Genomic DNA, 23,407 nt, shown 5'->3' with positions numbered 1-23,407 from the left:
TTTTTTTATATAAATATATTGTACTTAGATTATTGTAATAATAATAATGAGAATACCAAAGTAAACAATGCTACAGTTTCAACAATACCAATTACAATAAAGTAGTTTGCTGTACCTTTACCAGTTTCTGCTAAAGCATCACAAGCATTTGCACTAGTTTTACCTTGCATTAAAGCTGACAAACCAATTGCTAAACCACCAAATAATCCAACACCTAATGCTAATATTTGAGAAGCACCAGAAGCTAATGCACTACTAATGAAATTCATTAATAGAAAACCATAAATTGTTTGTGTTAAAGGAGCCCCAGCAAAAGCAACCATAATAAATGGAGCTGGTTTACCATTTGCATAACACTTTTTCCATCCACCTACAGCAGCTTGAGCAGCGATACCTGCACCTAAAGCAGAACCCATTGCTGAAACAGCTAAAGCACAAGCTAATCCAATAAAACCTAAACTATTCATTTTAATCTCCTTAGTTGTATATATACAACCTATTTTACATTTTCATTTACCGTTTCTCTAAACGGATCGTATTCTATTCCTGACCACTCCATTCCAAGTTGTCCAGAAAATTCTAATAAATTCAATCTAACACCATGAACAATAACAGATAATAAACCCATTACTAGATTCAATGAATGTCCAATTATTAAGATAAGCACTGCAACGATAGTTGTTGCTCCACCCATAAGTGGGGCTGCCATAGAATTAAAACTTTGAGCAATAGCCAAAGTAGCTAATCCTACTGCAAATAAACGAATATAACTCATTAAATTCGAGAAACAACTTATTGTATCTAAGAAATTAGTAAATATTGCACCTAATCCAGCTTTTAAACCATTACTAAATGATTGTCCTGGCTTTTGTGCTCCAAATAATGTTACTAATACAAATCCAACAATTATCAATGGGAAAACAATTGAGTAATTACAAGGTGCTTGAATTACTAAATTTAATACTACAAAATATAGTACTAAAATATCAATTGTCCATCCGATATCTGCTACAAATGAAATATCTTTCTTTCCAATTTTTCTTACAATATTAATTACTTCAGCAAGTGTTAACTGTATAGTTCCCAAAATAAAGCAGAATTGCATTATATTATCTTGAGTTGTTTTCGAAGCTAAATCAAAATCAGATGGGAAGTTCGTAATAATTGGAACTACCAAATTCTTTAAAGGAGTGTTCATTAATATTGTCTCTGAACCAAACCATGTACCAGTTAAAGAACCCCAAATTATCGTAACTATCGATAAAACATACAACAACATATTAGCAGTTGTAACTTTTTTAGTTTTATAATGCATACCTACAGATGCTAATAAGAATATTAGACCATAACCAGCATCACCAATAATCATAGCAAAGAATAGTGTAAAGAACATTAAGAACCATAAAGAAATATCTCCTTCATGATAACCTGGAACTGTACCTAAAATATCAAATAAAGGTTTAATAATTCCAACACCTTTTTGATATTTAATCAGAGTTGGAGGATTATCTTCTTCACTTGGATCTTCACTCATATAGCCCCAACTATTTTTCTTTGCAACTTTTTCAAACTTTTCAAATTTAGTTTCAGGTATATAACCTGTGATGTAACTTAAGTTATCTCCATCAGTTGCACTAGATGATACATTATCAAAATGCATTTCCATTTCACATTTTTTAATAAAATGATCATACATATCAATGTATTTATAATTGCTTGCTAAATAATTATTAATGTCTTCAACAATTTTATTGTTAACATTTACTCTTTCTTTAAGTGAATTTAGACTTTCATCAGGTAATTCAAAAAACTTTGCAGGAAAAGAAGGATCTAACTTTTGATCAATAACGGCTATCGCACATTGCTTATCAACTGAATCTAATTCAATATATTGTACGTTTTCATCTATTGTAGCTAATTCTTTTTTTCCTAAGGTATAAAAATATAGTTTTATACCTTCTTCTTTAAGTTTTAAAATATCACTAGGATTAAAATTACCCCAATTCTTAATTCTATCAATAGTTAATTTATCTTTAACTATTAATTCACTTGTTTGTTTTTTTTCATCTATTTTTGAGATAATGCTATTGTGCAAGGTCATAAAATCACTTTCACTTAACACTTCTTGCTTGATGTTTTTACTATCAGCAACATTATCCTCAATACTCATTTTAGAAGCATTTAATAAATCAAGCTCACTCTTTAACTCTTCACCTTTTTTACTTTTTGAATTAGTCGCATATATATGCATTAATCCATTTTTTCTTAAGGTTCTAAGCATTTCATTTTTCTTATAAGCTTGAACTATAACACTTACTTTCTTCATGGGTACAATCATTTAGGATACCCCCACAACTTTATTTTTAGCAATTTTTCCTCTTACAACAGCAGCTGCTTGTTGGTCACCAAGGTAAATGCCAATTTTTCTAATATTCTCTTTAGCTTCAGGAATTTTAACCTTTTCAAACAAGTTTACTCTTTGAGAAGTTGTTCTAAGTTCTTTAGATAACAACTCAATTTGTACTTGTAAGGTTCCAATTAAAGCATCAAGTCTAGCATATTCTTTTAATGTTATTATCCCATCATCAACCCATAAAGGATAATCTCCTAAATCATAAGAGATATCTTTAAAAGTCAATTCTTTAAATTCTGGAATTGTAACACCTGCTATATTACTTTTAACTTTAACAACCCTATCAACCTTAACAATATTAGAAAGACTCATGCCTTTATCGAAAACTGCGTTTTCAGCATAAACACAAATCCAATCTTGCATTCCATTAACAAGCGCTTCTTGCTCAAGACGCAACTCTTTAATTTGATGCTCGATATTTCTAATAACCATTTGAAGTTGTTGTTTTTTCAACTGCAAAGTTGGCAAATATCGAGTAAATTGTTTGAGCTGATCTTTTTGCTTTTTTTGCTCATTTTTGGTCAATTTGACTGCCATTTTACCTCCTAAGCTTCCTTCTTAGGCCAACGTGCGATAATTAAATCACTCTTTAATCCAGTTTCATTAGGTTCAAAACATTGACTTAAAATTTCCCAACCTAAATCAAGAGCTTCTTCTAATGGTATATTAACACTTAAATCCATCATTTTTGCTTCAAACAATTGACCATATTTAAGTAATTTATCATCCCATTCTGTCATTTGGAAACCCATAGATTTCTTTTCAAGAGATTCTTTATAAGATGCATATAATTTAATCATACCATCCATTAATGCTCTATGGTCATCTCTTGTATCTTTATTAACTTGTTGTTTAAGACGAGATAATGAGCCAAATGGTTCAATCCTTCCACCTTTAAGATAATACTGACCTTCAGTAATATAACCTGTATTATCAGGAACTGGGTGAGTAACATCATCCCCTGGCATTGTAGTTGCTGCTAAAATAGTAAGAGAGCCTGCACCTTCAAAGTCAACAGCTTTTTCATATCTAGAAGCAAGTGAAGAATATAAATCTCCTGGATAACCTCTATTAGATGGAACCTGGTCCATAGTAATAGCCATTTCTTTCATAGCGTCAGCAAAGTTTGTCATATCAGTTAATAATACTAATACTTTTTTACCGTCGATAGCAAATTTTTCAGCTACAGCTAAAGCCATATCAGGAACTAACATACATTCAACTGTTGGATCACTTGCTGTATGAATAAACATGATAGTTCTACTCATAGCACCACTTTTTTCAAGGGTATCTTTAAAATATAGATAGTCATCATATTTTAAACCCATACCACCTAAAATAATTAAATCAACTTCAGCTTGCATAGCAATTCTAGCTAATAATTGGTTATATGGTTCACCAGATACAGAGAAAATAGGTAATTTTTGACTTTCAACAAGTGTGTTGAAAATATCAATCATAGGAATACCTGTTCTAATCATATTTCTTGGAATAATACGCTTAGCTGGGTTAACTGATGGTCCTCCAATATCAATCATATTATCCTCTAATAAAGGACCTTTGTCTCTTGGAACTCCACTACCAGTAAAAATTCTTCCTAATAAATCATCACTGTATGATACTTTCATAGAGTGTGATAAGAAACGAACTTTATCACCTGTTGAAATACCTGCAGCACCTGAAAATACTTGAAGTGAAACTAAATCATTTTGTAATTTAATAACATTTGCATAGCTCTCCCCAGTTGCAGTTGTAACAATAGCAAGTTCTCCATTTTTTACACCTTTTGCTCTAACAGTAATAACATTACCTACAATAGATTCAATTTTGGTATATACTTTTTGCATTTCTCACTCCAATTATATAAATTTTTCAGCTTTTTCATCAAAGCTTACAAAATTACTATCAAATTGAGCTTTAATTTCATTCTCAATTTGTTCAAATCTTTTACTCTTGAATTCAACGTTATTCCAGTCTAAGAATTTTTGTCTAATTTCATTAAAGAAAGAACGAACTTCTTTCTTGTCATGTAATTTGAAATTTGCACTAATAACTTTGAATAACAAATTAAAAGAATATTCTTGTCTTTCAACTATAACTGAAGCATCAACTGGATCAAAAGAGTTTTGTTGTAGATATACAGCATCAAGTAATTCACTTTTTTGGTAGGTAATGTAGTCATTTGTACTTGTACCTTCTTCACCAACAACTTTCATCATTTGATTAACTTCTCCACCTCTAAATAAAATACTTCTTGCGTAACCAACTTTTGTTTCATCAATTACACCACTGTATTTTGACCATGAATCAAGAGGGTTAATTGCAGGATATTTTCTTGCATCACTTCTTTCTCTTGATAAACCATGGAATGCACCAACAACCTTTAATGTTGCTTGAGTTACAGGTTCTTCAAAGTTACCACCAGCTGGAGATACTGTACCACCAATTGTAACAGAAGCAGTTCTTCCATCTTTTAATTTAACTTTTCCAGCTCTTTCATAGAATTCAGCAATACGAGTTTCTAAATATGCAGGGAAAGCTTCTTCACCTGGAATTTCTTCAAGTCTACCACTCATTTCTCTCATAGCTTGAGCCCATCTTGAAGTACTATCAGCTAAAAGCAATACATTTAATCCCATTTGTCTATAATATTCAGCCATTGTTACTGCTGTATAAACAGAAGCTTCACGAGCTGCTACAGGCATTGAAGATGTATTACAAATAATAATAGTTCTTTCCATCAAACTCTTGTTTGTTTTTGGGTCAATTAATTCTGGGAACTCTTTTAATACTTCTACAACTTCCCCTGCTCTTTCTCCACATGCTGCGATAATTACAACATCAGCATCAGCATTTTTACTTTCCATGTGTTGAAGAACAGTTTTGCCAGCACCAAAAGGACCTGGAACACAGAATGTACCACCTTTTGCAACAGGTAAGAAAGTATCAATAATTCTAATTTTCATTACTAATGGTTCATCAGGTCTAAGTCTTTCTTCATAACAGGTAATCGGAACTTTAACAGGCCAAGAAACAACCATTGTTAATTCTCTAGTATCGCCATTTTCATTTTCAATTGTAGCAATATTAGCTCTTACATTGTAAGTGCCTTTTTTTACAATCTTTTTAACTTTCCATTCCCCTCTAGTTAAATTAAAAGGAACCATAATTTGGTGTGTAAATAAACCTTCTGGAACTGTACCTAATGTATCACCAGCTGTTACGATATCACCAACTTTTGCTACAGGTGTAAAATCCCAATCAAGATTAGGGATAGGATCTAAATAAACACCTCTTTGTAAGAAGAATCCACATTCAGCAGCTAAATCTGGTAGAGGGTTTTGTAGACCATCATAAATTTGTTTTAATAGTCCAGGACCTAATTCTACACTAAGCATTTCACTTGTGAATTCAACTTTATCACCAACTGAAACATCTGTAGTTGATTCAAAAACTTGTAAACTTGCAACATTTGAGTTAATTCTAATTACTTCACTCTTTAAACGAGTATCACCTACATGGATATAACCTACCTCGTTCTTGGAAATAGAATTCTCAAATTCTACATTTACCATATTTCCATTGACGCCGATGACGCGTCCTTTCATTTTATCCATCATTTTCTCCATTAATTGCTATTCATTGTTGATTGTAGATTACTTAATAACTTTTTAAATTCGTTATTTCCTTCTACTGTATCAAAACGAGATTTTCTCTCTAAAAGTTTTAGCTTAATAGCAAACGCTAATAATCCTTGTAAATCAAAAACATGGTTAGTACTTTCTTCATCTAAGTACTTCCAATATAACTTCATCAATAGAAGTTCCCCTTCATAAGCATTTTTAGCGGCTAAAGCAGCTCTTACACCTTCAACAATTCTAAACTCTTTATCATTGGTGTTTTTATATTTATCATCATTGATATTAAGCTTTTTACTTCTTTGTTCTGATAATTCTTTATTTACACTCGTATTAAATTGATACCATTTTTTTACAAATGGATGTGATGCATTATTACCTGAAAGGGCCTCTGAGATGATTTTATAGTCTTTTTTACTAACATTACTTTTACAGATAGTTAAAAATTCTTCACAAGAAAAAGGTGATGAATCTTCATATCTTAACATTGGTAATGTTGCAACTAAATAATAATAAGAAGCCACGAATCACCCCTTAATTAAAAACAATTTTAGCTATTGCTGGAGAAAGGAAAGGAATCATTAGTTTAGCAGTAGCTTCTTCAGTGAAATCAAAATAACCTGAACCATCTTTATCAGCTAATTTAAAACCTACGTTTACGGATTTTACAGGTTTAATTTCTAAACCTTTTTTAATCTTATCGCCAAGTTCTTTTGTTAATGTAGCAGCTAAAGCTTCATAATCTTTTTCACTGATTTGAAGTTCTGTGCTTTTTACATCACAAAAATCTAAAGAAATAACTTCTTTAATTAACTTAACAAAATCTTTAGTTTTAAATGCATTTGAAACTTTTTCTTCTAACAAAGTATTTATTTGTTCGGTTAATGCTTTTTTCAATGATAATTGAACATCACGAGCAGCTTGAGTTAAAGAGGCTTTTGCACTTTGATCACGTAAAGCAATCTCTTTATCTGCGTCAGAAAGTGCTTTTTTTGCATCTTTCTTAGCACTTGTAATAATATCCTCAGCCTTTTTATTGGCTTCAGCTATTATTTGCTCAGCTTGTTTATTGGCTTTCTCAATTCCTTCTTTTTGAATTGAATCAACCAAATCCTGAATTTGTTGTGCCATAGTATAATACCTACCTTTATAAATTTAGCGTTTTTTTAATAAAACAAAATACAACGCTTATAAATATACTAAAAACTTAATTTTATGTCTAATGCTTTATTATATTTTTTCTTCCATAATCATACTAATTCTGTTATTTTTATTACTCAATAAATAAAATTTTATCCAATAAAAATATATCTATATAACAAATTTTATATTTTTTTGACAATAAATTGATTTTCTTCTTTGATTTCTTAACTAACAATTGTTAAAATTAACTCATCAATTTTATATAAAAGGAGTCTATATTTTATGAAAAATAAAAAAGTTTTGTTATTATTTGTACTAACTATTATATTTATATTAAGTTCTTGCGATACTTTTAACTTAAATGATTTACCCAATGAACTTACCGGATCTTTTAATATTTTAGGAGATACTGAAGGAAGATATATAGGTACTGTTAAAATTTCAGCAACAAGCATTAACGTAATTAATAAGGATTTAAACGATTTATCTGAAGATGAAGAAAACTATCTTGACTGGGCAGCAGAATTTGATAGTGATAATCTAAAAAAATATAATATAGAAACACAATATACAGAAGAAACGGAGACTGATGAAGCTACTTTTGAAATAAGTTTTACTAATAGTGCTAACTCTTCAATTACTTATGAATTCACTATCTATGATAATGATATAAAAGTTACAAAATATATTGATAATGTAGAACAAAATCAAGATGATTATGCTGTATTCTTAGAATCTTAAAAATTAAATTAAAAAAAATGTTCAACTATCTACATCCTTCTATTTATTTTTGATATTATAACTAATACAAAAATAAACGAGGGAATATGTTAAAAAGTCCAAATTTACAACATTATTTAAATAGTGAACCAACAAAAGGTATTATTAGAGTTTATAATATTCAAAGTGAAAAAACTTTGCTATTAATCAGTAAAGATATAATAGAAGATAGTAAAAATATTCGTTTCCAACTTGATTTAGGATTTTATGATAATCAAGAATTGCAATCTGAATATAGTGAAATAGGATTAGAAGTCTTTGCAATTGATCCTTTTATAATTCAAAAAGATGATGAAGATTTAGATATATTATTAGAAAAAGCTAAAAATATTTTACAAAGTAAAAATATCCTTTTCTATTAAAAATAAGATACCAATTTTGAAGTTGGTATCTCTTTTTACTTTCTTATTAATAATCATTATCATTAATTATAAAATTCTTATTGACATCCATTCTCATTAGTATTATATTTAAGTCAATAAGAAATAAAATTAAATTTAGGAGATAACAAAAATGGAAGAATTTTACAAAATGCCATTATTAGGAGACAAAGCACCTAGCTTTGAAGCAACAACTACTCAAGGACAAATTAAGTTCCCTGAAGATTACGAAGGAAAATGGGTAATTCTTTTTTCACATCCAGCAGATTTCACACCTGTATGTACAACTGAATTCATGACTTTTGCTCATTTAGAACAAGATTTTAAAGATCTAAATACTGAATTGATTGGGTTATCTGTTGATTCACTTTATTCACACATTGCATGGCTTAGAAAAATAAGCGAATTAGAATGGAATGGTATGAAAAATTTAGAAGTCAAATTCCCTTTAATTGAAGATATAAAAATGGATGTTGCTAAAAAATATGGAATGATTCAACCTAATCAATCAAATACACAAGCTGTAAGAGCTGTGTTTATTATTGATCCACAAGGCGTTATTAGAACTATTCTATATTATCCACTATCAACTGGTAGAAATTTTGACGAATTAAAAAGAATTATTGTTGCTTTACAAAAAGCTGACAAAGAAAACTGTGCAACTCCAGCAGATTGGAGAGAAGGCGATGACTTTATAATCCCACCAGCAGGCAGTTGTGGTACAGCTAAAGAAAGAGTTGAAAGCAATGACGATGATATGTACTGTTTAGATTGGTTTATGTGTTTTAAAAAAGAAAAAAATTAATTTTAATTTTCCATAATATTAATTTTGGCTATTGAAGTTTATCATTCAATAGCCTTTATTATTTATTAATTATTTTCTTTATCCATTTTTATCAAATTCCTAACACCTTGTATTACAACTTTGATAGCACTTTCAGTATCATGTAAAATTGGATTTTCCATACCAAGTTTTTCTCTTTCTTGATTTCCTACAACAAAGAATTCACTACCACATCTAGCACCTAAATATGAAGCGACTGTAAATAATGCGGCACTTTCCATTTCACTTGCTAGAACACCAAGTCTTTTCCAAGCTTCCCATTTGTTATTTAAATCATAGCTTACAGGCATTAAATCTGGTGAATGTTGACCATAGAAAGAATCTTTACATTGAACAATACCAGTATGATAATTAAACCCAAGCTCTTTAGCAGCTTGATTCAAAGCTTGAACAACATCAAAATTAGCAACTGCTGGAAATTCAATTGGTGCATATTCTTTACTTGTTCCTTCAAAACGTATAGCTCCAGTTGCAACAACAACATCGCCTCCCATAACAGGTAATGCAATTCCACCACAAGTTCCAACTCTAACAAAAGTATCTGCACCACATTTATATAATTCTTCCATTGCTATAGAAGCAGAGGGTCCACCAATTCCAGTACTAGTTACTGAAACTTTTTCCCCATCTAAATATCCTGTATATGTGATATATTCTCTATTATCTGCAATTAGTTTTGGATTATCAAAATATTTTGCAATTTTAGCGCATCTTTTAGGATCTCCTGGAAGTATTACATACTTACCAACATCACCTTCTTTAATATGTAAATGGTATTGGATACCAGTTCCATTCATGTAATCTGACATTATTAGCCTCCTATGATTAATAAATTAAACAGAGTACCTATTATAACACCCAAAACAAAAAAGTTGCAATAATTTTTAATTAAAGCATAACAAAAGTTTTGCCCATTCCACCATCAGATGGAATAGCAAATCTATAATCTTTTACTTGTGATTGTTGTTTTAAATATTGATGAATACCTTTTTGTAATATTCCATCACCATAACCGTGAATTATAGAAAAAGAACTAAAATTATGAACTAAACAAGCCTCTAATTGATTTCTAACAATATCTAAAGCTTCTTCTAAAGTATAACCTCTAACATCAATATTTGCTTTTGGTCTTGGAGTTTGATTACTATATGAAACACTAACCTTTTTCTCTACTTGAGTTTTTTCAGCTTGATATAAATCTTTTTCTTTAAAAGAAATTCTTAAAGAACCAACTTGAACTATCCATTTTTTCTTTCCATCAGATTTAAGAACTACTCCTTCCCTCTTTGAATTCCCACAAAGAACAGTTAAGCCTTCTTTAATTACAAAAGGTTCTCTCTTAAAAGATATTTCAACCTCTTCTTTTTCAAGTTCTTCAATAACAGATTCTTCTTTTAAATTTAATTTATTAATAAATTTCTTTACTTCTCTTGTTTTCTCTTTAGTTATCTCGCCAGTAACTAATTTATTAACTAAATTTTCTAAATCTTTTCTACTTTGATTAATATATCGGGATAATTCGGTAGATTGTTCTTTTTTTAATATATGTTCTTTTTGATTAAGTTTAAGTTTATATAGTTCTACTTGAGTTTTTAAAACCTTTAATTCACTTTCTTGTTTATCAAGCTGTAATAACCTTTTTTCAACTTCAACTCTTTCATTTTCTAATCTTTTTACTATTTCGCCTATCTGCAACTGTTCATCACCTAAATAATTTTGAGCATTTTTTATTACTTGCTTTGGTAATTTCATTCTAATTGCAGTATCTATAGCATGAGAATCTCCAGGAAGTCCACAAACAACTCTAAAAGTTGGCAAATGAGAATCTTCATTAAATTCCATAGAAGCATTTAACATTTCATTAGAAACATAAGCTTTATGTTTAAGAGAAGCTAAGTGCGAGGTAATTAATGAATATTTAGAATTTTTTAGAAGATAATCAACTACACTTTGAGCAATAGCTCCTCCCTCTATAGGATCTGTTGCTGAACCTAATTCATCTAATATCACTAAAGAGTTATTAGTACAATTTCTAAGTATTTTAGCTAAGGAATTCATATGTCCGCTAAATGTAGATAATTCTTGTTCAATACTTTGTTCATCGCCAATATCTGTATAAATTTTATCAAATATTGGTAATGAAGAGCCCTCTTCTGCAGGAATATAACCAATGAATTGATTTAAAGCAGAAAATAAGCCTACTGTTTTAATAGTTACTGTCTTCCCTCCTGCATTAGGTCCAGATATGACAATACATTTAATATCATTTTCAATATCTAATGTAATTGGGACAGCTTTTTCTCCAAGTAAAGGGTGCCTAGCATATAATAATTTTATTTTATTCTCGCTTAAATCTACTCTTGTACAATTATTTTTAATAACCCATCTTGCAAAAGCATATATAATATCAACTTTTATTACTAAAGAGGATAAAGTCTTTAGTTCATTAATGCATTTGATTAATAGAGAATTTAATTTTGCATAAATTTTTGCAATTTCAATTTGTATTTGTTGTTCAGCTAATACAACTAGATTATTATACTCCACCATCTTATATGGTTCTATAAACAAAGTATTGCCACTAGCACTGCTACCATGAACAAACCCTTGAACTTTAGATTTAGCATCATTTTTAACTGGAAGAACAATTCTATCATCTCTTACAGTTTCTAAATCATTTTGAAGATTTACTTTATTATTTTTAATATATTCTTTTGTAAAAGAAGATCTATCCCTTTTAGATTTTTCAACTTTTTTTACTAAACTTCTAATTAATGGATGACTATCTTTGACCTTTCCACTTTCATCAAGAGCATAAAAAACTTCATTTTTGTAATTAATTAAATCTTCGCTAATTGAATCACTTAATAAATAATTTATATTATTTGATTCCTTATTATCAAAAATTGGGGAATGTATAACTTTATATAATATTTCTGCACTATTAATAAATGAAGCTGCATTATATAAATTTGATCCATCTATACTTTGATAATTTTTCTTTATTATTTCGAATATTTCTACAATAGGTGGAAAACTATTAGGTTTTATTGTTTCAGGATTATCTAAGATGGCAATAAAATCTTCTAATTTATCTTGAAATTTTAATATTTCTTCTTTTTCACTGAAAAAAGACCTTTTGTATAAAGATATCTTTGAATCTTCATATAATAAATTGTTTTCTATATTTTCTAAAACTTGGTAAAAACCTAAGTCTATTAATGTTTTTTTTGATAATTTCATTTCTTTTTTTTCTTCGGTATTTTATATCTTGCTTTACTAGTTGAATTTGAACTTCCTTTCCATTTAGGACCTTGTAGTGATAAAGAATCTATCATTCTTAAATAACTTTCATATCTATCTACATTAATTGATCCGTTTTCAACTAATCTTTTTATTTCACAATCAGGTTCATTGGTATGAGTACACATTGAAAATGAACACTTTTCATTATTTAAAATAAATTCAGGAAAAGAATTTGCAATTTCAACAGGATCTCTGTGAGGAACCATAATTTCTCTAACTCCAGGAGTATCAACAATAGTAATATTATCTTTTCTTAAAAGTAAAGAGTAATTTGTTGTATGCCTACCTCTATCATATTTTTCACTAATTTCATTAGTCCTTTGATCAGTATCTAAAATCATATTAATTAAAGTAGATTTTCCAACCCCACTTTGACCAACAAAAGCTACAACTTTATTTTCTATTTTCTTTATTAATTCATCTATGCCTTTATTTTCTTTTGCACTAACTAAAACAGTATCATAACCAAGTTCTTTAAAGAGATTAAATCTCTCTTCTTCTAATTCACTTAATTCAAAATCACTTTTATTCAACACGATTAATATTTTCGCATTATTTGAACAAGCGATTACTCTATCTATAAAACGAGGTCTAAAAGGAGGATTTGCACAACTTGATACACAAACTAATAAATCCATATTAGCAACTACAGTTTGGTTACACTTCCCTTTCATGTTCCATCTTTGAAAACTATTTATTCTCTTCTCTCGTTTTATTATTAAGCCTTCACCTTCATTAGTTTCTTCAAATTCGACAAAGTCTCCAACTGCTAAAGGATTATATTCATTGCTTACATCATTTAATAATTTTCCTTTTATTCGACATTCATAAACTTTTTCATCTAGTTCAACATTATATATGTTATTTATACCACGTATTATTCTTCCAATCATATTTCTATGTTAGACAAAAGGAAAAAACTTGACAAGCTATAAGTTTTTGATAATCATAAAAATATGTTTAACTTTAAAACTTGTAAAAAAGAAAATTGTAATGCTTTTGCAACATTAGGTAGTGATTATTGCTACAGACACAGTGAAAACAAAGAACAATTATTAGAAATTATATATGATCTTATGAAAAATGAAGATCTTATTCGTGATATTACACTATCTCATGCAGAATTTGAAAATATATCTACAAAACAAAGAAATTTTTCATCTTCAAATTTTTCATTTTGTACATTTAGAAACGTAGATTTCTCAGGATCTAAATTTACAACTTGTTTTTTTGACTTTTGCTTATTTGATAATTGTGTATTTAGTGATACTGATATTAGATATTCAGTTTTTTCAGGAAGTAAAATATTGAATTGCAATTTTTCTAATTCACTTTTAATTCACAATAATTTCTCAGGAATAGATGCTTGGTTCTGTGATTTTAGTTGTTGTGATTTATATTTTACAACATTTTGTAATTCTTGTTTAAGAGATGTAAATTATGAAGATTGTAATCTAAAAAAAGCCGACTTTAGAGAAACAGAACAACGACGTTTGAATTTCAAATATTCAAATTATGAGGATGCAACAAAATGAGAATTTATCAACATTTTTCAGTAGTAGGCTTTTGTAACACTTATGTTGTTGGATCAAAAAAAGGTGGAGAAGCAATTCTTATAGATCCTGGCCATGTAGATAATGAATTAATTAGCATAATTGAAAGAAATAATTACACTATTAGTACTATATTATTAACACATCGCCATGAGTCTCATACCCGAGGGGTTGGAACACTTTTAAAATTATATCAACCTAAAATATATGCTTATACTTCTAAAGTATACGATTTCCCTGTTACTGAAATAAAAGAAGACACAACCATTAGTTGTGCTGGTATTGATGTAAAAGTTATGCATTTACCAGGACACAGTGTTGATTCTTTAGTTTACAAAATTGGCCATGCTATTTTCACAGGGGATACATTAATGGCATCAAGAATAGGCTCCACACCAGGTTATATGGAAAGATCATTATTAATTCAGATTATAAAAAAGAAATTATTAAATTTTAATGATAATATAATAGTATTTCCAGGCCATGGAGCACCAAGCAAAATTAAAAACGAAATATTATTTAACCCTGACTTAACTGAAGAGACAGCATCTCCTTGGCTTAGAAATCAAATTCGACTTGAAAAAAATAATCGATTCTAGTTTTTTTTCTTTAATTTAACTGCAGTTTCATAATATTTTTTCTCTTGACCCTTTTCTAATACAAAAGGGTCTAAAGTTTTAATTATATCTTTAAAACGATTTGGCATTGCTGCTCTAAAACGCATTTTTTCTCCTGTCTTTGGATGCTTTATATCTAATTGTAAGGCATGAAGCATTAATGAAGAATCTCTAAACTTTTTATCTGTATTAGAATAAATTGGGTCACCTAATATAGGGTGATTTATGCTTTTTAGATGTACACGAATTTGATGAGTTCTACCTGTATGAATATTGATTCTAACTAAAGCGTAACCTCTATACTGTTTTAATACTAAATAACTAGTATCAGCAGTCTTTCCCCTATCTTTTTCACAAGTAATAAATTTTTTTCTATCTTTTGGATCTCTTATAAGATTATCAGTAATTCTACCTCTCCTCTTATCAAAATATCCCTTTACTAAAGCTATGTATATCTTACTAGTTTTTCTATCTTTAAATTGTTCTGATAAATCTCTTTGACTTTCTCTATTGAGAGCAATAACCATTGTTCCACTAGTATCTTTATCAAGACGATGGACAATCCCAGGTCTTAAATTAGCACTTTCATCAATAAATTCACTCTCTTCTTCTTCTATCTCTTCAAAAGATGAAGCAAAGTTATCACCATAACGATCAACTAATCCATTAACTACAGTATTGTGATAATTACCAGCTCCAGGATGAACAACAATTCCTTGTTTTTTATTTATAACAAAAATATCCTTATCTTCATAAATAACTCTAAAATCTAGTTTCTCTCCTTCAATACCTTCGAAGAATTCCTCACTATATTTAAGTAAAATTTTTTGTCCATTTTTTACTTTAGCACTATTTTTTACTTTTTTATTATCAATATATATTTCTGTTGATTTATCTGAAACTAGAGATCTTGAAATATTTTCAATATGAGATGCTATATAGCTATCAACTCTAACTTTAGATTCAACATCCTCTACAATTAATTCATAACTTACTTCTTTATTTGCCATCGGTTTATTCAAGCTCTCCTATAATATAATCACCTACTGCTATCGATAAAGATAAAATAGCTGCAATGGATAATTGGTATGTGAAATTTGTAAAATCATCGTCTGAAGGACTATCAACCCAAGAAGTACTAGTTATTGCATTATATGCCACAATTGTTAAAGGGAGAGTAATTGCTAAAGATCCAAAAAATAAACTTTCTCCTCTTCTAAGCTTCCAACTCCACTCTGGAAATTCATCAATTGTATATGCTTCATAATCATCAAATTCAACACTATCACAAAAAACACTTGATGAAGATAACATGATTATTAATAATAATGCAATAAGCTTTCTTTTCATTTGTATTTCCTTATTTAGAATAATCTCTATTGCCAAAAATTTTAGTACCTACTCTTATTATAGTAGAACCTTCTTCAATAGCAATCTCATAATCCCCACTCATACCCATACTTAGTTCTTTTATTTCATAAGATAATTCTTTCTCTAACTTATCTTTTATATTTTTAACTAATTTAAAAGCAGCTCTAATATCTTTATCATCACCATATAGTGGTCCAATAGTCATAAGACCTGTTAATTTAACATTATCTAACTCAATAGCTAATTCTGCAGCTTCTTTTATAGCTTCATATGTTTCAAAACCAGTCTTATTTACATCTTTAGAGCTATTATATTCTAGCATTATTTCAATAACTTCATCTCTTTCAGCAGCAAATTTATTTATTTTATTTATCAATTTTACTGAATCAACACTATCAATAGAATCAAATAACTCAACAGCTTTTTTAGTTTTGTTAGATTGAAGATGCCCAATTAAATGAAGATTTAAATCACTATATCTATCTTCCTTCTTAGGAAACTTTGACTCAACCTCTTGGACTCTATTTTCTCCAAATAATCTCTCACCTAAACTATATGCTTCTTCTATTGCTTGAAAAGGATGAGTTTTACTAACACACATTAATTTAACATTTTTGTTTTCACTTGTTATTTGACTATTAATTTCATCTAAAATTGATTTCATTTTAATGTTATATAAACTATATAATATAAATACATTAATTATATAAAAAGTATTTATTTCAATATATAAATTATATTCCTCCTATATTATTTTCTTGTATATAATTTTCTCTTTTCTTTTAATTCTTTAAATTGTTGTTTTCCTCTTAAAACCCAAGCTGAAAACTCTGCTTTTACTTTATCCATTTCAGTATCTATAAAGTTATTTCTACTTTTCATGCTAGGGAAAGCCATAATAATTCTTCTATTTCTTCTAGCAAGTTTAGCTTTTCTAGAAGCTGATTCTTCTGCCCATTTATCTTTAATATTTTGAATAAACTCTTCTGCTTTTTCATGGTTTTGAGCAGATAAGATTTTTTCTTTAACTTCTTCACTTCTATCTCTAAATTCTTCAAGAGCTTTATTAAATGATAACATTTTAGCTGAAGATAGAGCAAAGTCAAAAGACATTACTAAAACAATTGCCATAGCTATATAATATTGACCAACAGCTGGTATCATAGCAACTATACTCTCAACAAATGGATGAATAATATAAACCATTGCCAAACTCAGTACACCAAACATTGTTGAGTTTAATAAACAAACTCGACCATTTATATTCATAAAATTCTTACTATAATCCCATAATTTAATATGGAATACTTTTTCTAAAAGGTAAGAACCTATATATTCTATAATACTTGTTACAATCATTCCTGCAAAAAATAATAAAACTATATTATCAATAAAAGGATCTAATAAAAAAAGTACACTCATTGCACCAAAACCATAAATTGGTAAATATGGCCCATATAAGAACCCTCTATAGACTATTTTTTTCTCACCGATGGAACAATAAACTTCTTCGCATACCCATCCTACAAAGCAATAAATAAAAAAGAAAATTATTTCATTATTAATCATATTTTACAAACCTCAATATTCTAGTAATAACTGTTATTAAACAGTTTTTTAGTATATGAATCAATTGGATTTTTAAAGAGTTTTGTCGTTTCTTGTATCTCTATAATTTTTCCATCATTTATTACACCAATTCTATCACAAATATAACCTACAACATTTAAATCATGAGAAATAAAAAGGAAAGTTAGATTAAGTTCTCTCTTTAATTCATTTAATAAATTTAAAACACCTGCTTGAATACTAATATCTAAAGCAGAAACACACTCATCTAATACTATGATTTTAGGTTCTAAAATTAATGCAATAGCGATTGCTAATCTTTGTCTTAAGCCACCAGAGAGTTGATGAGGATAACTAGTTTTGTATTTTAAATCTAGGCCAACAAGTTTCATAATATTATTTACTTTTTCTTCTCTTTCTTTTTTTAATCCTATTTTATGTATAGTAAGAGGTTCCTCAATCAAATAACCAACAGTTTTTTTACTATCTAATGAACTATATGGATCTTGAAAAACTATTTGTACATTTCTATAAAAGTTTTTTAAATCTTTTCTCTTTTTTATTTCCCTAAGTTCTTTATCTTCAATTTTTATAGAGCCTGTATAATCACCTACTAATTTTAAAAGCAATAAAGCAATAGTACTCTTACCTGAGCCACTATTTCCAACTAAACCAAAAGTTTCTCCTCTTTTAATCTCAAAACTAACATTATTTAATATTTCTTTGTTTTTATAGGAAAAAGAAACATTACTCATTTTTACTATACTCATTAATTTAACTCCTTCGCAAAATGACAACGCACAAAGGAGTTCTCTATCTTTTCTAATTTCGGTTTTTTCTCAAAACAAATTTCTTTAGCAAATTTACATCTAGGAGCAAATGGACACATATTATTTTTTCTATTTTCTAATTTTGGAACAACACCTTCTATCGAATCTAACGTAGAGCCCTTTTTTTCAACAGATGGTAAACTTTTTAATAAAGCTTTTGTATATGGATGTTTAGCATTATTTATAATATCACTAGAACTAGCACTTTCAACTATCATTGAAGCATACATTACATATATTTTATCACTAAACTTTTTCACTAAAGACAAATCATGTGAAATGAATAAAACAGCATTGTTTAAATTAGTATTCATATCTTTTAATATTTTTAATATTTGATTTTGTATTGTTACATCTAATGCGGTAGTTGGCTCATCGGCTATTAAAAGACTTGGATTATTAATTAATGCTTGAGCAATCATAACTCTTTGTCTCATTCCTCCTGAAAGTTGATGAGGATATGAATTATATACTCTATCAACATCTTCAAGACCAACCATTTCTAACATTTTATATATCTTTTCTTTATAATTAATCTCATTTTGATTATGAACTTTTATCGCTTGTGTGATTTGCTTATTTACTTTTATCAATGGATTTAAAGCTGTCATAGGTTCTTGAAATATCATTGAGATTTCATTTCCCCTAATTTTATTTAATTCTTTTATATCTAAATCTATTAAATTTTTTTCATCATAAATTATTTGACCTTCAAGCTTTTTTGTATTTTGAGGTAATAGAGATAAAATAGATAAAGCCGTTAAACTTTTTCCACAGCCACTTTCTCCAACTAAAGCTACAAATTCTCCCTTATTTATTGATAAACTTACATCATCAACAGCTTTAACTAAATTCTTATTTATTAAAAAGGAAAGTGTATAATTTTGAATTTCCAAAATACTTTTATTCATTTTCTTTATTCTCTTCTATTACTTTATTTATTCCATCACCTAATAAATTAAATCCCATAACTAAAATTATTATAAAAATTGATGGAATAATAACATAAGATGGTTTTTGTAATATATAACCTTGTGCTTCACTAACCATTTTACCCAAACTAGGATTTGGAGGTTGTATACCAAGTCCTAAATAACTAAGACCAGCCTCTGATAATACAGCTGATGCAAAAGTCAAAGAAGCAGTAACAATTATCTCACCATATATATGATTAAATATATGTATCACCATTATCCTAAAATTACTTGCTCCACGGGCTTTTGTCGCTAGTACAAAAGGTGAATTCTTATATGAATAGTATCCACCTCTAGCAATTCTTGCAAAACGAGGAATACTCATTATCGTTAAAGCTATTATTATATTTTTAGTACTTACTCCAAATACAGCAATTATCATTAATGCAATTAATACACCAGGGAAAGACATTAAAGTATCTATTACTTTTTTTATTATTTCATCAATATATTTTGAATAATAACCTGCAATGGCTCCTATAGGTGTTCCTATAATAAACCCTAATAGAACAACATAAAATCCTATCTCAACACTTAATCTTGCACCTACCATTATTCTAGATAATATATCTCTTCCAAGATGATCTGTTCCAAGTAAATGCTCTTTTGAACTAGAAAGTAATTTATTAGAAATATCAATATTATTGATTTCGAAAGGAAGTTTAATCATTCCTAATAATATTACTATTAGAATAAAGGATAGAAATATAAAGCCTGTTAGAAAATTTTTATTCTTAAAATATTTTTTCATTTTATTTCCTACTTTATCCTTATTCTTGGATCAATAAATTTATATAAAATATCAATGATGAAGTTTACAAAAACTACAATCAATGATAAATACAAAACTAAAGCTTGAATTAGAGGTAAATCTCTACTGGTAATACTTGAAGTTATTAATTTACCTATACCAGGTAACGAAAAAACATTTTCAACTATTATACTACCTGCCAAAATATCAGTAACTATTAACCCGATAATAGTAATTACAGGTATAAGGGCATTTCTTAGAACTTGTTTATAAAGAACGGTTTTTTCACTTAATCCAAGACTGTATGCAGTTCTTACATAGTCCATTTTCATTTGTTGATTTACACTAGTATTTAAATATCTAACAACAATAGATGAAGCCCCTATTGCAATTGAAAGACTAGGTAATAATAAACTGCGAACATTCATTAATGGATTTTCACTAAAAGAAACATATCCAATTGATGGCAAAATATTTAGATTAACTGTAAATATAGCAATTAGAAATATACCTAAACAAAATGAGGGGATGCTCATTCCTAGTTGCGATAGAATAGATAAAGGGATATAACTCTTCTTATTTCTTTTTGAGACTAATAATAATCCAAAAGGTATTGCAATAATTAATGTTAAAATTAACGATAGAAAAGAAAGTTGTAATGTAACTTTTAATGCAGCAAATAATATTGGGGCTACAGGCTTTTGATATTTATATGATATACCTAAATCGCCTTTAATTAAATTTTCTACCCAATTTATATATCTAACAATATTCGGAGAATCTAAATCCATAGTATCTCTTAATTGTATTATTTGTTCTTCACTAGCATCAAGTCCTAAAATAACTTGAGCTGGATCTCCAGGTAATATATTAAATATAAAGAAAGTTATTATAGATACTAAAAATATAGTAATTAATGTATTAATAAATCTTTTAAAAAAATATAGCATAATTATCCCTATAAAAATATATGACTATTATACTATATTTTAATAAATCATAGCTACTAGATGAAGCTAATTATTTTTCATAATACATACTTGCAAAATCTATTAATCCTGCGGGGTAATATTTATATCCAACTAAATCATTTCTCATTGCTGCAGTATTATTTGGATCACATAACCAAACAGATGCACTAGTCTCACTTAAAATAAGTTGTGCTTTTTTATAAAGATCAGCTCTTTCTTCTTCATCCACAGATTTTGCAGCTAATTGTATTAACTTATCATACTCACTATTAGAATAATTTATAAAGTTTCTTTTATAAGTTGTTTCATATCTAGATAAAATATCATTTGGATCTATCTTACCTGCTAACCCAATAACAGTACTTTGATAATTCCTATCTGTATAAACTTCTTCTAACCAAGTACCCCACTCAACACTCTTAATCGAAATATTTATGTTAATTTTTTCTGCTTCACTTGCAATAATTTGTGCAGAATTAACATGTTGATAATAATTAGAAGGAACAGTTATTTCCAAATCAAACCCATCTTCATATCCAGCTTCTATTAAAAGCTCTTTTGCTTTTTCTAAATCTCTTTCAAAATAATTATCTAAATCATGATTATAATAAAAATCCATTACAGGAGAAAAATTAGTATATAATGGAGTACCATAGCCTCCAAATACACCATCAATAATATCATTTCTATTAACTAATAAATTTAAAGCTAATCTTACTTTTTCATTATTTAAAGGTTCACTTTCATTATTTAATGCCCAAAGTATTACCATATTCATTGGAGAACTATCAATTTTATAATCTTCTTCTAATAATTTTGCATTGTCACTCGAAATAATAGCAATATCAAGTTGATTAGATTTTAAAGCACTAACAACAGAAGCTTCATCACTAATTATATATACTTCAGCAGTTTTGATTGTTGGCATTCTTTCTTTATTATAATAATCATCAAACCTTTCTAATACTACTTTTTGAGATGGTATATATTCAATAAATTTATATGGTCCAGTTCCTATCGGAGTTGTAGCTTGATTTTCATACCCTTTCGGTGTAATTGCTATAGTTGCAGTAGATAAAAAGGCACTAGAAGGTTTATCTAAAATAAATTTAACACTAAAGTCATCAATAGCTTCTATACTTTTAATACCACTATATGCTGCAGAATTTGCAATATCGCCACTCATATGCATTAAATTATCATAAGTATATACAACATCCTCACTAGTTAATTGTTCACCATTATGAAAATATACATTATCTCTTAATAAAAAAGTATATTCATCCTGATTATCATTTATATTAACTTCTTTTGCTATAGCTGGATATAATGAACCATCATAATCAAAATTCATTAACCCTTCAAAAACATTATTAAATATTGCTTTAGTATCAACCGCAGCACTTAACCACGGATCTAACGAATCAGGTTCTGATGCTATATTAATTCTTACAACATCATCTATTATTTCAATATCTTTTTCCTCTTTACTACAACTTACTGACAATAAAATTACTAAAATAAAAAATAAACTAATTATTTTATTTTTCTTCATACCCAAACCCCTTACACAAAAAATCAATAATATGTGTTATAATTCACATTATACAAAAAAATAAACAATGAAACTAGTACAATTAAATATAAAAATTCCGTAATTTTTACAAATTCAAAAAAAATTTATTTTTTTTAAAATTTGATGTTGACTAAATAAAGGTAAGTTTGATATATTCCATAACGTACTCGGGCGGATAGCTCAGTGGGAGAGCGGTTGCTTTACACGCAACTGGTCGGGGGTTCAAATCCCTCTCCGCTCACTAATAAAAGATTCTCATTTATTGAGGATCTTTTTTTATCCCTTTTCAAATCTTAATATTCAAAGATTTCTTTGTTTACTTATTAGTCCTCTATTTATCTCCTCTTCTTCTTTTTATAAAAACTAATCTATATTAACTGTTTAATTTCTATTATTTATTCCAACATATAAATAAATTGGTAATAGAGTTTATAAGAATAAAATTCTTATCAAAATATTTTTTTTGATATTTTTCTATAAATGTAGCAAGTCGTATAAGTATAAATCGTTATATTGTAAGTATTTATTACATTATATAACTTTTTATTATTTTTTTTGTAAAATGTGTTGACATAAGTTACATCCTATTGTATAGTTTAAACATAAAGAAAACAAAAACAAAAAAACTATTTATTTTAAAGGAAAACAAAATTATGAAAAAATTATTAACAATCTTAACAATAAGCGCTAT

The 23,407-nt window shown here is 28.2% G+C and carries 24 protein-coding genes and 1 tRNA gene; 6 read left to right on the top strand and 19 right to left on the bottom strand.

Annotated features, from left to right (window positions below):
• Positions 1-29 precede the first annotated feature (29 nt).
• From ACPKM0_RS09055 to ACPKM0_RS09025, 7 genes are read right to left on the bottom strand one after another with little or no spacing between them, the layout of a single operon-like run.
• The gene (locus ACPKM0_RS09055; RefSeq protein WP_472475297.1) at positions 30-467 is read right to left on the bottom strand and encodes a V-type ATP synthase subunit K; all 438 of its coding nucleotides are present in this window, start codon (positions 465-467) and stop codon (positions 30-32) included.
• A gap of 29 nt (positions 468-496) precedes the next feature.
• Entirely contained in the window at positions 497-2,338 is a 1,842-nt protein-coding gene (locus ACPKM0_RS09050; protein WP_472475296.1) for a V-type ATP synthase subunit I, read from the bottom strand.
• On the bottom strand, positions 2,339-2,950 hold the full coding sequence (locus tag ACPKM0_RS09045) for a V-type ATP synthase subunit D (protein WP_472475294.1): 612 nt from the start codon (positions 2,948-2,950) through the stop codon (positions 2,339-2,341).
• A gap of 8 nt (positions 2,951-2,958) precedes the next feature.
• Positions 2,959-4,260 (bottom strand): V-type ATP synthase subunit B, encoded by a 1,302-nt coding sequence (locus ACPKM0_RS09040; RefSeq protein WP_472475293.1) that lies wholly within the window; start codon positions 4,258-4,260, stop codon positions 2,959-2,961.
• A 12-nt stretch (positions 4,261-4,272) separates the two neighbouring features.
• The gene (locus ACPKM0_RS09035; RefSeq protein WP_472475291.1) at positions 4,273-6,030 is read right to left on the bottom strand and encodes a V-type ATP synthase subunit A; all 1,758 of its coding nucleotides are present in this window, start codon (positions 6,028-6,030) and stop codon (positions 4,273-4,275) included.
• Between the two features lie 11 nt (positions 6,031-6,041).
• Positions 6,042-6,575: a DUF2764 family protein gene (locus ACPKM0_RS09030; protein WP_472475290.1), complete on the bottom strand. Its 534-nt coding sequence runs from the start codon at positions 6,573-6,575 to the stop codon at positions 6,042-6,044.
• Between the two features lie 10 nt (positions 6,576-6,585).
• Complete coding sequence (locus ACPKM0_RS09025) at positions 6,586-7,182, bottom strand: V-type ATP synthase subunit E family protein (protein WP_472475289.1); 597 nt, start codon at positions 7,180-7,182, stop codon at positions 6,586-6,588.
• A gap of 294 nt (positions 7,183-7,476) precedes the next feature.
• Between ACPKM0_RS09025 and ACPKM0_RS09020 the strand changes: the two genes are divergently transcribed.
• The 3 genes from ACPKM0_RS09020 to ACPKM0_RS09010 all read left to right on the top strand — a co-directional run bounded on the left by ACPKM0_RS09020 (position 7,477) and on the right by ACPKM0_RS09010 (position 9,159).
• Positions 7,477-7,935, top strand: coding sequence for a hypothetical protein (locus ACPKM0_RS09020; protein WP_472475287.1), 459 nt, complete (start codon positions 7,477-7,479; stop codon positions 7,933-7,935).
• An 86-nt stretch (positions 7,936-8,021) separates the two neighbouring features.
• Positions 8,022-8,336, top strand: a complete 315-nt coding sequence (locus ACPKM0_RS09015) for a GIY-YIG nuclease family protein (protein ID WP_472475286.1) — start codon at positions 8,022-8,024, stop codon at positions 8,334-8,336.
• A gap of 151 nt (positions 8,337-8,487) precedes the next feature.
• Positions 8,488-9,159 carry a peroxiredoxin gene (locus ACPKM0_RS09010; RefSeq protein ID WP_472475284.1) on the top strand — a complete coding sequence of 224 codons (672 nt, stop codon included), beginning with the start codon at positions 8,488-8,490 and terminating at the stop codon, positions 9,157-9,159.
• Between the two features lie 65 nt (positions 9,160-9,224).
• On the opposite strand, the gene udp is transcribed toward ACPKM0_RS09010, so the two are convergent.
• The 3 genes from udp to rsgA form a co-directional block, all read right to left on the bottom strand.
• Positions 9,225-10,007: a uridine phosphorylase gene (udp, locus tag ACPKM0_RS09005; RefSeq protein ID WP_472475283.1), complete on the bottom strand. Its 783-nt coding sequence runs from the start codon at positions 10,005-10,007 to the stop codon at positions 9,225-9,227.
• A 79-nt stretch (positions 10,008-10,086) separates the two neighbouring features.
• On the bottom strand, positions 10,087-12,441 hold the full coding sequence (locus ACPKM0_RS09000; protein ID WP_472475281.1) for an endonuclease MutS2: 2,355 nt from the start codon (positions 12,439-12,441) through the stop codon (positions 10,087-10,089).
• Entirely contained in the window at positions 12,438-13,397 is a 960-nt protein-coding gene (rsgA, locus tag ACPKM0_RS08995) for a ribosome small subunit-dependent GTPase A (protein ID WP_472475280.1), read from the bottom strand. Before rsgA ends, ACPKM0_RS09000 begins: the two co-directional genes overlap by 4 nt.
• A 63-nt stretch (positions 13,398-13,460) precedes the next feature.
• On the opposite strand from rsgA, the gene ACPKM0_RS08990 reads away from it, so the two are divergent.
• Positions 13,461-14,039, top strand: coding sequence for a pentapeptide repeat-containing protein (locus ACPKM0_RS08990; RefSeq protein ID WP_472475279.1), 579 nt, complete (start codon positions 13,461-13,463; stop codon positions 14,037-14,039).
• Entirely contained in the window at positions 14,036-14,656 is a 621-nt protein-coding gene (locus ACPKM0_RS08985) for an MBL fold metallo-hydrolase (protein ID WP_472475278.1), read from the top strand. Before ACPKM0_RS08990 ends, ACPKM0_RS08985 begins: the two co-directional genes overlap by 4 nt.
• Here ACPKM0_RS08985 and ACPKM0_RS08980 read toward each other — a convergent pair.
• The 9 genes from ACPKM0_RS08980 to ACPKM0_RS08940 all read right to left on the bottom strand — a co-directional run bounded on the left by ACPKM0_RS08980 (position 14,653) and on the right by ACPKM0_RS08940 (position 22,695).
• Complete coding sequence (locus tag ACPKM0_RS08980) at positions 14,653-15,684, bottom strand: RluA family pseudouridine synthase (RefSeq protein WP_472475277.1); 1,032 nt, start codon at positions 15,682-15,684, stop codon at positions 14,653-14,655. The two genes, ACPKM0_RS08985 and ACPKM0_RS08980, sit on opposite strands and share 4 nt — an antisense overlap.
• Before the next feature lie 4 nt (positions 15,685-15,688).
• Positions 15,689-16,024: a hypothetical protein gene (locus ACPKM0_RS08975; protein WP_472475276.1), complete on the bottom strand. Its 336-nt coding sequence runs from the start codon at positions 16,022-16,024 to the stop codon at positions 15,689-15,691.
• A gap of 10 nt (positions 16,025-16,034) precedes the next feature.
• Positions 16,035-16,709 (bottom strand): YggS family pyridoxal phosphate-dependent enzyme, encoded by a 675-nt coding sequence (locus tag ACPKM0_RS08970; RefSeq protein ID WP_472475274.1) that lies wholly within the window; start codon positions 16,707-16,709, stop codon positions 16,035-16,037.
• An 86-nt stretch (positions 16,710-16,795) separates the two neighbouring features.
• Positions 16,796-17,614, bottom strand: coding sequence for a putative ABC transporter permease (locus tag ACPKM0_RS08965; protein WP_472475273.1), 819 nt, complete (start codon positions 17,612-17,614; stop codon positions 16,796-16,798).
• A 20-nt stretch (positions 17,615-17,634) separates the two neighbouring features.
• On the bottom strand, positions 17,635-18,384 hold the full coding sequence (locus ACPKM0_RS08960) for an ABC transporter ATP-binding protein (protein WP_472475272.1): 750 nt from the start codon (positions 18,382-18,384) through the stop codon (positions 17,635-17,637).
• A complete protein-coding gene (locus ACPKM0_RS08955; RefSeq protein ID WP_472475270.1) occupies positions 18,384-19,355 on the bottom strand; it encodes an ABC transporter ATP-binding protein in 972 nt (323 codons plus the stop codon). Before ACPKM0_RS08955 ends, ACPKM0_RS08960 begins: the two co-directional genes overlap by 1 nt.
• Positions 19,348-20,169: an ABC transporter permease gene (locus tag ACPKM0_RS08950; RefSeq protein ID WP_472475268.1), complete on the bottom strand. Its 822-nt coding sequence runs from the start codon at positions 20,167-20,169 to the stop codon at positions 19,348-19,350. The genes ACPKM0_RS08955 and ACPKM0_RS08950 overlap by 8 nt, the downstream gene beginning before the upstream one ends.
• Before the next feature lie 8 nt (positions 20,170-20,177).
• On the bottom strand, positions 20,178-21,119 hold the full coding sequence (locus tag ACPKM0_RS08945; RefSeq protein ID WP_472475267.1) for an ABC transporter permease: 942 nt from the start codon (positions 21,117-21,119) through the stop codon (positions 20,178-20,180).
• A gap of 70 nt (positions 21,120-21,189) precedes the next feature.
• Positions 21,190-22,695, bottom strand: coding sequence for an ABC transporter substrate-binding protein (locus ACPKM0_RS08940; RefSeq protein ID WP_472475265.1), 1,506 nt, complete (start codon positions 22,693-22,695; stop codon positions 21,190-21,192).
• Between the two features lie 190 nt (positions 22,696-22,885).
• On the opposite strand from ACPKM0_RS08940, the gene ACPKM0_RS08935 reads away from it, so the two are divergent.
• Positions 22,886-22,957, top strand: a tRNA-Val gene (locus ACPKM0_RS08935).
• Positions 22,958-23,407: the final 450 nt, after the last annotated feature.

Origin of the sequence: Pleomorphochaeta sp. (genome assembly GCF_050031695.1) — a bacterium.
Classification (GTDB): Bacteria; Spirochaetota; Spirochaetia; order Sphaerochaetales; family Sphaerochaetaceae; genus Pleomorphochaeta.
The sequence above is the reverse complement of the archived record's forward strand: the minus strand, read 5'-3'. Positions and strand labels throughout refer to the sequence as shown.